Here is an 11431-nt window from a genome sequence, read left to right on the forward strand (position 1 = left end):
ACTCATTTGAATTAATTTAAAACTAACTGAAATGTATAAATATCTTCTCTTTCTTATTTTCCCGGTTTTTATGTTTTCGCAGTCGCAGAAAATTTCCGGAACCGTTTTTAATGCTGATAAAGAAAAACTCGATTCTGTAAAAGTGGAATTGTATAATCATGAGAACACTTTAATTAAATCTTTTTTTACCGATTCTGAAGGTCGATTTTCGTTTAATGATCTTTCATCACCATCTTTTAAGCTGAAAATCAATAATGAAAAATATCTTTCATTTGAAAAAAATATTGATGTTAAAAACGAGAATGAAATTTTAAATATCATCTTAAAAAACGATCAGAAAGATATTGAAGCGGTCACGATCACTAAGAAAAAACCATTAGTGAAAAGAAAAGTAGACCGTTTGGAATTTAATGTAGAAAACAGCAATATTTCTTCACTCAATGCTTGGGAAATCCTTAAAAAAACACCTCAGGTTACGATAAATAATGATGTTTTGGCGGTGAAAGGGGGAACGTCGGTTTTAATAACCATTAATGATAAAAAAATAATGATGTCGGGTGAAGAGCTCAAAAATTTTCTTGAAAACACACAAGGCGATGATGTGAGATCTGTAGAAGTTATTACCAACCCGCCTGCAAAATATGAAGCTCAAGGTGGTGCCGTTCTGAACATTGTAATGAAGAAAAATAAAATTGAAGGCTATCGTGGAATTCTTTCTTCAAAATACATTCAAACGCAATACGCAAAAGGAGTTGCAGGACTTTCTCAATATTACAAAAAAGATAAACTTTCGGTGATGGGAAGCTATTTTCGAGGAGGAGGAACGTATTATCGTGAAGGTACAGATTATGTAAATTATCCTGAAGACGGCACAACTTGGATCAGTACGATGAACCGGAAAGATCAAAACAAAAGCCAGAATACAGTAAATTTTAATGTAGAATATGAAATCGATAGCCTTACAATAGCAAGTCTGAATTACTCCGGATTTTTTGCTCCTAAATCTTTTGGAACTTATTTTGTGCCGACTTTGATTTATAACACTCAGAATGTAGCTGAATCTAATTATACAACGATTAACGATCATCATTCCAGAACAATTAATAATTCATTAAGCTTTCAGATAGACCGAAAACTGAGTAAACAAAGCAGTCTTTCATGGATCAATTATTTTACAACAAACAATTCAAGCAAGTATCAGAATGTGTTGACCTATTTAAATTTTATTAATGAAAATACAAGGGAAACCAATTTTATGACCAACAATAAAAGTAATGTTCAGCTATATTCTACGCAATTTGATTATCAATGGAAAAATGAGAAGCTGGAATTGGAATCTGGTGCGAAATACAGCTTTGTAAAAACGAACAGTTTGCTTGATTTTTCGGATAATGAAAATGGACAATTTCAATACAGACCAGAAAAAAGCAGCCTTTTTGATTATAAAGAGCACAACTTTGGAATTTATACATCAATGGCCTATAATCTCGGAAAATGGAATTTCAAAGGCGGGCTTCGTGCTGAAATGACCGACTTGGAAGGCGTAGTTTCTGAACCTTATGAAGTAAATAAAAACAATTATTGGAGCTTGTTTCCAACTTTTTATGCACAATATACTACAGAAAATAAACATGAGTTTGGCTTCTCTTACGGGAAAAGAATTAGCAGACCTTTTTATTCATGGCTAAATCCGGCTAAATCATACTACAATTTGTTTTCTTATTATCAGGGAGATCCAAAATTAAAAGCGACTACCATTCATAATCTGAATCTTACCTATTCATTCAAAAACTGGAATTTAGATTTTTATTACCGAAAAGAACTTTTTCCGTCGATGGAAATCTCCTTTCAGCAGCATGAAAACAATAATCTGATTTATTATTTTACCAATATTGAGAAAGGGGAGGCTTTCGGTATGAGTCTTTACAAAAGCTTTGAAATAAAACCTTGGTGGAGTTTGATTGTTTCTGAAAACCTGGAGCACAACGAAAATTATTTTAAAGGAATAGATGGAGCTTTAAATAAAAATCAAGTCTGGAATTGGGTTTCAAATATCTCAACAAGCTTTACTTTAGACAAAAATTCAGACTGGAAAATGGAAGCCGGGCACAAATATTATTCGCCGGCGATTCAGGGAACATTCAGAATTTCCAGTCAATGGTCGGCTTATTTTGTAATGAACAGGAAGTTTTTCAACAAGAAATTAGAAGCAACATTTATTTTTAATGATATTTTCAGATCAACACAGCAGAAGATAAGCACCAAATATGGCAATCAGGATAATTACTTTTTAGATTATCAGGATACTCAAGGTTTTACTTTTTCTTTGAAATATAATTTTGGAAATCAGTCTGTGAAAAACTCAAAATCTATTAAAAAAGCTGATGAACAGGAGAGGTTATAAATTTCTTTGATTGATCTGCCTAATTGAAAATTTTTAACAGAAAAAAGTATTGTACAGCAGGGAAATTTCTTTAATTAATGATAGATTTGCAGCAATTATGTAATTCGTTAATAGCAAATAATAAAATTATCAAATGAAAAAACAGACCATTGCATTATTTTGTATCGCAATATTTAGTATTTCGTGCGCTCAGAAAAATGATAAACAAGGCGATAGCAAATATACTGATGACCAAAAAGCGTCATATTATATTGGTTTAAATATTGCCCAAAATATGAAACAAGAAGGTTTTAAGGTAGATGCAGATCTTTTGGCTCAGGCTATTAAAGAAGAAATGAACGGAACAAAGAAACTGATGCCGGCTGAAGAAATGAATGCTTTTATGCAGGATTTTATGCAGAAGCAAAATGAAAAAAAGCAATCTACTGCATTAGCACAAGCTGGTGAAAATAAGAAAAAAGGTCAGGATTTTCTTGCAAAAAATAAAAGCAATCCTAAGGTAAAAACTACTGCTTCAGGTTTACAGTATGAGGTATTGCAGGAAGGTGACGGTAAAACAAAACCAACGGCTACAAACGTTGTACAGGTAAAATATACCGGCAAACTTTTAGACGGAACTGTTTTTGATTCTACGGATAAAAATGGAGGTAATCCAATGGATATTAATTTGGGTAGCGTAATTAAAGGCTGGACGGAAGGTATTCAACTGATGAGCAAAGGGTCTAAATACAGATTTTATATTCCTTCAGACCTTGCTTATGGAGACCATGGAGCTGGAGCTGCAATTCCGGCAGGAGCTACAATCATTTTTGATGTGGAATTAGTAGGTATAAAATAAACCGAATATACTTTTAACATAAAAAAGAAGCTGAAAAGCTTCTTTTTTTATTGGGAAATTTCTGAGTAAATTATTAGCTACGATTCTGCAAAACCATTTTTAATGGCAAAAACTGCTAAGCCGACTCTTGTTTTAAGATCAAACTTTTCACAGAGCTGATCGCGGTAGCTTTCTACAGTTCTTGGGCTGCAACACATTTTTTCTGCAATTTCTTTATAGCTGAGTTCAGTAACAGTGTAGGTGAGAAATTCTTTTTCTCTTTCGGAGATTTTCTTTTTTTTCTCATTGCTTTTCTCATCGGCCATATTAGAAAAAATAATTTTTGAGGCCCAATCCGGATAAAAGAAACCGTCGCTGCTTAATTTTGTAAGCGCTGTTTCCAAATCTTTTGGATGGGTGTTTTTTAGAAGATATCCTTTCGCTCCGTTTCTGATCATTTTGATAACACTGTTGTCGTCACCCTGCATACTGAGCGCCATTACCTTGATGTTTGGATGATTCTCTTTCAGCCATAAAGCGGTTTCAAAACCATTCATGATCGGCATACTGATGTCTAAAAGAATGATATCAGGAATTTTTTGCCCATTTTTAAACTTTTCAATAAGGTCTTTCCCATTTTCTGCTACATCAATGACTTCAAAATCTTCGAAATTACCGATGATTCCTTCAAGAGCTTTGGCAATCAATAAGTGGTCGTCAACAATTACAATGGTCTTTTTCATGGCTGTTTTTTTAGTTTTATTTCAATCGAAGTACCTTTGTTCTCGTTACTTTCAAGATTAAATTCGGCTCCGATGATGGCAGTTCTGTTTTTCATATTGGTTAACCCGATACCGTTTGAAAGAATTTTGTCGATGTCAAAACCAATTCCGTCGTCATTAATCTTTAATTCCCAAAGATTTTCTTCGGTAGTATTGAGCCTAATGAAAATATTTTTACACTGCGAATGTTTCATGCTGTTTTGAATAAACTCTTGTGTAATTCTTAACAAAACATTTTTATGAACAAAATCGAGATCAAGACATTTAAAATTATGCTCAAAATGAATTTTGCATTTCTTTAATACGCTCGCATTTTCAACTTCTTCCTGAATCAAAGTTACAATGTCTTTTTGATTAATGTTATCATCAGTCAATGTTTTCGAAAGACTTCTTAAATCCTGCAGAGACTGATTGATAATTTGAGAAACCATATCTATTCTCTCGCTTTCTTCAAGAATTTTATTTTCATAAAGCAGCTGTTGTGTATAAAGGCTTGCTAATGTAAGTTTTTGCCCAATGTTATCATGTAGTTCTCGTCCGATTTGCTGCATGGTTGCCTGCTGAATTTCGAGCTGAGTAGCTAAAAGTTCTTTCTGATGAATCTCATTTTTAAGTTGAATTTCATTAAGATACTCTACTTTTCTCTGCTTATATTTTCTAATGTAAATCATCACAGCGATAATAAACATCGCAAAAAATACATTGAATATAATAATGGTTAAGTATAATTCTGTTTTCCCCATATAAATGAACTTGCAAATAACAGATACATTATAATTCCGGACAAAAGGAAATAGCTATAATAGAGGCTCCAAATATCCATATGCTCCAAAAGTTGGAAATAAAATGTCCAAAAAGGGAGCGTACCTATATAGAATAAAGTTACGCCTAGATTAATATAAAACATTCTATTTTGGGTGAAATTAAGAATATTCTCCGAATTTACCTGCTTATAATATTCCATAATAACCAAAAACATCAAAAGCAGACTTCCAAATGTATAGTTGAAAGAAAAAACATGCTTGTTTTTTACAAAATAAAGCTCATTTGGGATGAATGCTAAAAGAAATAATGCAGAAAAAATAAAAAACAGTTTTTTATTTTTTAGTGACTGATATGCAAAAAGCCAGTAAAAAAATATAAATTCTATCGGGATAACGAAATAATTGAAAAATAAATTTTTAGGGTAAGAAATATAGTTTTCGGCAAATTTCCCGAATATTTCGCAACAGAAAATAAAAATAAGGAATATTGAAAAATACCGATAGTGACTTCCCTTGATTCTTTTAAAGAAAACAATTGATGCAAGTGCAGCAAGACCTTCTGCGAAGATCATACAGTTCTGTAAGAAAAATTGGAAGTCACTCATGGGGTTGATTAATAAGACTCTACTATTGAAGTATTTGGAGGAATCAAAGTTCCATGATTTTCAGCTAATGCAATTCCGGTAACGCCAAGTGCTTTTCCTTCTTCTTTAAAAGGATTGAAATCATAATGTAAGCCTTCTTCTTCTTTGGTAGGAACCATTACCAACGTATGTCTTTTAGCATAGTTGGAAGGAATAGGTTGTGCCGGGTTTTCAGGGTATGCTGCATAATAAAATCGGATTCCCAAATCATTACTTTGTACAGCAGGATTGACTATTTGAGCCTGAGCTTCTATTTCTGCAATAAAACTTTTTAACGCTGGCAAATCAAACCATACTGAATGTGCATCGTCTATCTTTATGCTTTGATTAATACAATTTAGTTGATTATTTCGATAATTATCGACCAAATTTTGAATAAAATCCACAGGAAGTGTATTTAAGTTAGTGTTGTCCATTTTCTTAGGTTTTATGGGTGTTTTTACAAATTTGCAAAAAAAACTCTTTACAACCCTCCGTTTTTTTACTGTAAATCCTGTCTTTGCACTTTATTTTTTAATAAAAAAAATAAGTACCACAGAATGAGATCCGTGGTACTTATTAAAAAATAATATATATGAAAAAAACTACTTATTTTTCAGCAGGTCTGAAAACCAAACCTGTTTCCTCGAAATAATCCAAGGTTATTCTGTCGCCGTCATTCACGGTTCCAGCAAGAATTTCTCTCGATAATTTGTTTAAAACTTCCTGTTGAATAACTCTCTTCAATGGTCTTGCTCCGAAAACTGGGTCGTAACCTTTGTTCATCAGATAATCTACAGCATCCTGAGTGGTGGTCATAATAATATTTCGTTTTGCTAATAAATCATTGTATCCTCTCAATTGATATTGTACGATTTTTCCGATTTCTTTTTTTCTTAAAGGCTGGAACAATACCGTCTCATCAATTCTGTTTAAGAATTCCGGACGTAGTGTTTGTTTCAACAAATCAAAAACTTCAATTTTAGTTTTGTCTACAATTGCGTCTTGATTCTCTTCAGTGATATTTTCAAAATTCTCCTGAATGATATGCGAACCCAGGTTCGAAGTCATAATAATGATTGAGTTTTTGAAATTCACGACTCTACCTTTGTTATCCGTCAATCGTCCATCATCCAAGACCTGTAATAACGTGTTGAAAACATCCGGATGCGCTTTTTCAATTTCATCTAAAAGCACGACTGAATAAGGTCTTCTTCGTACCGCTTCGGTTAATTGTCCACCTTCATCGTAACCAACATATCCAGGAGGAGCACCAACCAATCTCGAAACAGAATGTCTTTCTTGATATTCACTCATATCGATTCTGGTCATATTGTTTTCGTCATCGAATAAAAACTCAGCTAAAGCTTTTGCTAACTCAGTTTTACCAACACCCGTTGTTCCTAAGAATAAGAAGCTTCCAATTGGTTTTTTCTCGTCACTTAAGCCTGCTCTGTTTCTTCGGATGGCGTCTGCAACCGCAGTAATGGCTTCTTCCTGACCAACAACTCTGTGATGAAGTTCGGTCTCAAGATGCAAGAGCTTTTCTCTTTCAGATTGAAGCAATTTTGTAACTGGAATTCCTGTCCATTTTCCGATAACTTCAGAAATATTTTCTGCCGTTACTTCTTCTTTAATTAATTCATTCTGATGGTTTTGCATCTCCAATTCAAGTTTTTGCAAAGCATCTTCCTTCTCCTTAATTTTTCCGTACTGAATTTCAGCCACTCTTGCATAATCTCCGGCTCTTGAAGCTCTTTCTGCTTCATGTTTTAGAGATTCTATATCTTTTTTAATCTGAGTTAAATCTTCAGATTTTTGTTTTTCTTTCAGCCATTTAGCGTTAATTTCATTTCTCTGTTCAGAAATTTTTGAAATATCTTCTTTTAAATGGTCGATTTTCGTTTGGCTTCCTTCTCTTGAAATGGCTGCCAATTCAATTTCCATCTGCATCAATTTTCTGTCGAGAACATCCAGTTCTTCAGGTTTTGAATTGATTTCCATTCTCAATTTAGCCGAAGCTTCATCAATCAAGTCAATCGCTTTATCCGGTAAAAATCTGTCCGAAATATATCGTTGAGACATTTCCACCGCCGCAATAATCGCTTCGTCTTTGATTCTTACTTTGTGGTGAGCCTCATATTTATCTTTAATTCCACGAAGAATGGAAATTGCAGATTCTGTATCCGGTTCTTCTACCATTACTTTTTGGAAACGTCTTTCTAATGCTTTATCTTTTTCAAAATATTTTTGATATTCATTCAAAGTGGTTGCACCAATGGCTCTTAATTCTCCTCTTGCTAAGGCTGGTTTCAAAATATTGGCAGCATCCATCGCACCTTCACCACCTCCGGCTCCAACCAAAGTATGAATCTCGTCGATGAAAAGAATAATCTGTCCGTCAGATTTTGTCACTTCGTTTACAACAGATTTCAGACGCTCTTCAAATTCACCTTTATATTTTGCACCGGCAATCAATGCTCCCATATCCAATGAATACAGAGTTTTATCCTGCAAGTTTTCAGGAACGTCGCCATTGATGATTCTGTGTGCGATTCCTTCTGCGATGGCAGTTTTACCAACACCGGGTTCACCAATTAAGATTGGGTTATTTTTTGTTCTTCTCGAAAGAATTTGTAAAACCCTTCTGATTTCTTCATCACGACCGATTACCGGGTCAAGTTTCCCTTCCGCAGCAAGTTCGTTGAAGTTTTTAGCATATTTGTTTAAGGATTGGTAAGTCTCTTCTGAACTTGCAGAAGTTGCCTTGCTTCCTTTTCGTAATTCTTTGATTGCACCTTCCAAAAGGCTTTTTGTAACGCCCATATCTTTTAACATCTTAGAAACTTCAGAATGGGTTTCTAATAATGAAAGCCACAAATGTTCGATGGTTACGAACTCATCATCCATTTTTTTTGCAATGTTGGGCGCATCCAGCAAAACTTTGTTTGCTGATTGTGAAAGATAAATATTCCCTCCCTGTACTTTTGGAAGTTTCTCTAAATTTTCACGGTTACGCTCTCTTACCAAATTGGCATCTGCTTCAGATTTTTTTAGTAAGAAAGGTGAAATATTTTCATCTGTCTGGAAAATTCCTTCCAAAAGATGTTGAGGTTCTATTTGTTGATTGCCAAATTCCATAGCCACTTGTTGTGCAGCTTGGATGGCTTCTTGTGATTTTACGGTATATTGATTTAAGTTCATATTTTATGTATTTTTTGGTTTTTGTTATTTTTTCTCACATTTACAGATTTTAGACATCAGATTTCAGACCATTAAGACTTGAATAAATAATATTTTAAAATCTAATCTAAAGTCTGATGTCTTTCAATCTGATTCAATCATTTAATTCGAGAACTATATTTCAAAAACTGTTCAATTGTTGATTTTTTAAAAATAATGGACAAAATTTCCGAAATATTCATTGTTGAGTCTATTTTAGAAAGACAAAATTTCCGATTTTGAAAGATTGAACTCTAAATTACGAAATATAAGTGAGTATCAAATTTAAAAACGATTCTTTACAATGAATAAGATTGTATTAAATGGGTATATGAAAATCAGGATATTAAAATCAGAATAATTACTTTTGTACTTTACTTATGGAATTAAAAGAAAAACAGATTAAAATACTCGAAGTTGCCGTAGAACTTTTCAAAGAGAAAGGCTATATGGGAAGCTCGGTAAGAGATCTTGCCACAAAGCTGAATATTAAAGCAGCATCATTGTATGCGCACATTCGTTCTAAAGAAGAAATTCTAGAGTGGATTTGTTTTGGCGTTGCACATGAGTTTTTTGAAGAACTTCAGGAAGTAAAGAATACAAAAGTTTCTCCACAAGAAAAACTGAATTTATTTTTAGATAAACATCTATCGGTTGTTCTTAAAAACCGTGATGTTACGCACATTTATTCTAATGAATGGAGGCATTTGGAAGAAAGATTGCCCGAATTTATTGAATTAAGAAAAAATTATCAGCAGGAAGTAGAGCAACTCATTTCTGAAATTTATCAGGCTGAAAACTGGGAACTGAAATCTTCTGCTTTTACCACAAGATTTATTCTTCACACCCTGAATAATTCTTATTTCTGGTTTAAAAGAAATATAGAATCAACTTCTGAAATTACCAATGAGATTAGAGATAAACTGCTTTTTGGTCTCTTGGGAAATCAAAAATAGTCTTAAGTTTTTAGATTTAATTTTAACTATGAAAATTTTCACCCATTAGTCACATAAAAGTTTTTTGATGTCTATATAAGAACACATTAGTTTTTTGAAAATCGTTGATTTTCTCTTATATGCTCTAAATATTTTCAAAGATTTAAACTAAAACTAATGTGACTAATGTGTCAAAAGCTTTTAAGGTCTTAAGAAATATTCGTTCTTATCATTCATCAATGTTTTTGATATTTCGTTCCCTTACTTTTGTTCTATCTTAAAAACAAAAATATGGAATTAGGAATAGGAATGTTTGGCGACTTGGCTTTTGACCAAACTACCGGAAAATATAGAAATGCAGGAATCAAGATTAGAGAAATTCTTGAGCAGGTAAAATTAATGGACGAGGTAGGAATCGATGTTTTCGCAATGGGAGAACATCACCGTGCAGATTATGCCGTTTCTTCCCCTGAAATTGTTTTGGCTGCCGCTGCAAGTATTACAAAAAATATAAAATTAGCAAGTGGAGTAACGGTTTTAAGCTCATCAGAACCAGTAAAAGTCTATGAGGATTTTTCAACATTAGATTTAATTTCTGATGGAAGAGCTGAAATTTTTGTCGGACGAGGAAGTTTTATTGAATCTTTTCCACTTTACGGATATTCTCTAAATGATTACGAAGAACTTTTTGATGAAAAATTAGAATTATTATTAAAAATAAATTCGGAAGAAAATGTTTCATGGTCTGGTAAACTTCGTGCTCCGATGCAGAATCAAACGGTTTATCCGAGAGCAAAAAATAAGGGAAAACTTTCAATTTGGAGAGCAGTTGGCGGAACGCCGCAATCGGTTTTAAGTGCAGCACAATTGGGAATGCCTTTGGTGGTTGCAATTATTGGCGGAATGCCGATTCAGTTTAAAAATTTAATCGAATTTTACAAACAGGAATATCGTAAAGCAGGACACGACGAAGCTGAAATGCAGATTGCCATTCATTCACATACTTTTGTAAGTGATGACCAAGAAGTTGTAGATGGATATTTTCATAATTATAAATCTCAGATGGACAGAATTGGTTCTTCCAGAGGTTGGTCTCCTTATACAAAAATGCAGTATGAAGGTGGAAGAGGGAAGGATGGAGCATTATTTATCGGAAATGCCAATGAAGTTGCTGATAAAATCAATTACATGAAAGATATTTTTGGAATTACAAGATTTATCGGGCACATGGATGTTGGCGACCCTGCGAACGATATGATGATGAAATCAATTGAGTTGTTTGGAGAAAAAATTGCTCCACAAGTAAGGTAAATAAAAGCTCCGTTGAATATTCAACGGAGCTTCTTATACTTTATCAAACTTGGTTTTATATTCATTCAGAAGATTGGCAAGATTTTTTGCTGACATTCCGTACGTATCGGGAAATGCTCCGGATTTCCCTTTCATTTTAGGGTTTTCCAGAAGTTTTTCATCAATGGTAAAAGTGACCAATTTATTAACGAAAATAAATTTAGTTTTAAAACCACTCACAGCCTGCCAAGGAATGAAGGTTGTTTTGAAAAGATTTTTCATTTCAATTCCTCTTTCATCAATTTTAAGGTAAGATGCATTGGGAATCATATTGATTACAAAAATAATAAGACAGATTCCGAAAAAGAAAATATTTAAAACCGCAATCAGCATATTTTTTTCTAAAAGTGAAATTCCTAAAACTATAAAAGCAGTACTGATGACAATAAGAATGGTATTTTTTATTTTTCCGGGTTTTAAGGTAAGTGGTAAATTTTGCATTATAATTTTTATGTATATCCGTTTTTCATCATACCGCTGTAATGTTAGCAATAATGAGCCTATCGAATAGTTTATCTGCAAAATATCTTCGAT

Annotated in this window: 10 protein-coding genes; 4 read left to right on the plus strand and 6 right to left on the minus strand. The window is 33.2% G+C overall.

The window, feature by feature from the left end:
• Positions 1-31 precede the first annotated feature (31 nt).
• Together AB671_RS09755 and AB671_RS09760 are read left to right on the plus strand one after the other, a co-directional pair.
• The gene (locus AB671_RS09755; RefSeq protein WP_066678491.1) at positions 32-2404 is read left to right on the plus strand and encodes an outer membrane beta-barrel family protein; all 2373 of its coding nucleotides are present in this window, start codon (positions 32-34) and stop codon (positions 2402-2404) included.
• 133 nt (positions 2405-2537) lie between these two features.
• Positions 2538-3242 (plus strand): FKBP-type peptidyl-prolyl cis-trans isomerase, encoded by a 705-nt coding sequence (locus tag AB671_RS09760; RefSeq protein ID WP_066678492.1) that lies wholly within the window; start codon positions 2538-2540, stop codon positions 3240-3242.
• A 77-nt stretch (positions 3243-3319) separates the two neighbouring features.
• On the opposite strand, the gene AB671_RS09765 is transcribed toward AB671_RS09760, so the two are convergent.
• The 5 genes from AB671_RS09765 to clpB all read right to left on the minus strand — a co-directional run bounded on the left by AB671_RS09765 (position 3320) and on the right by clpB (position 8594).
• On the minus strand, positions 3320-3964 hold the full coding sequence (locus tag AB671_RS09765) for a response regulator transcription factor (RefSeq protein WP_066678493.1): 645 nt from the start codon (positions 3962-3964) through the stop codon (positions 3320-3322).
• A complete protein-coding gene (locus AB671_RS09770) occupies positions 3961-4746 on the minus strand; it encodes a sensor histidine kinase (RefSeq protein ID WP_066678494.1) in 786 nt (261 codons plus the stop codon). Before AB671_RS09770 ends, AB671_RS09765 begins: the two co-directional genes overlap by 4 nt.
• A complete protein-coding gene (locus AB671_RS09775) occupies positions 4722-5372 on the minus strand; it encodes a hypothetical protein (protein WP_066678496.1) in 651 nt (216 codons plus the stop codon). The genes AB671_RS09770 and AB671_RS09775 overlap by 25 nt, the downstream gene beginning before the upstream one ends.
• Before the next feature lie 8 nt (positions 5373-5380).
• Positions 5381-5827 (minus strand): hypothetical protein, encoded by a 447-nt coding sequence (locus tag AB671_RS09780; protein ID WP_066678498.1) that lies wholly within the window; start codon positions 5825-5827, stop codon positions 5381-5383.
• Between the two features lie 172 nt (positions 5828-5999).
• Positions 6000-8594 carry an ATP-dependent chaperone ClpB gene (clpB, locus tag AB671_RS09785; RefSeq protein ID WP_066678500.1) on the minus strand — a complete coding sequence of 865 codons (2595 nt, stop codon included), beginning with the start codon at positions 8592-8594 and terminating at the stop codon, positions 6000-6002.
• 398 nt (positions 8595-8992) lie between these two features.
• On the opposite strand from clpB, the gene AB671_RS09790 reads away from it, so the two are divergent.
• Positions 8993-9568: a TetR/AcrR family transcriptional regulator gene (locus AB671_RS09790; RefSeq protein WP_066678501.1), complete on the plus strand. Its 576-nt coding sequence runs from the start codon at positions 8993-8995 to the stop codon at positions 9566-9568.
• A 270-nt stretch (positions 9569-9838) separates the two neighbouring features.
• Positions 9839-10858, plus strand: a complete 1020-nt coding sequence (locus AB671_RS09795) for an LLM class flavin-dependent oxidoreductase (protein ID WP_066678502.1) — start codon at positions 9839-9841, stop codon at positions 10856-10858.
• A 33-nt stretch (positions 10859-10891) separates the two neighbouring features.
• Here AB671_RS09795 and AB671_RS09800 read toward each other — a convergent pair whose 3' ends face one another.
• Positions 10892-11338 carry an STM3941 family protein gene (locus AB671_RS09800; RefSeq protein WP_066678504.1) on the minus strand — a complete coding sequence of 149 codons (447 nt, stop codon included), beginning with the start codon at positions 11336-11338 and terminating at the stop codon, positions 10892-10894.
• Positions 11339-11431 lie beyond the last annotated feature (93 nt).

The organism is Chryseobacterium sp. BGARF1, from assembly GCF_001677955.1.
Lineage (GTDB): Bacteria > Bacteroidota > Bacteroidia > Flavobacteriales > Weeksellaceae > Chryseobacterium.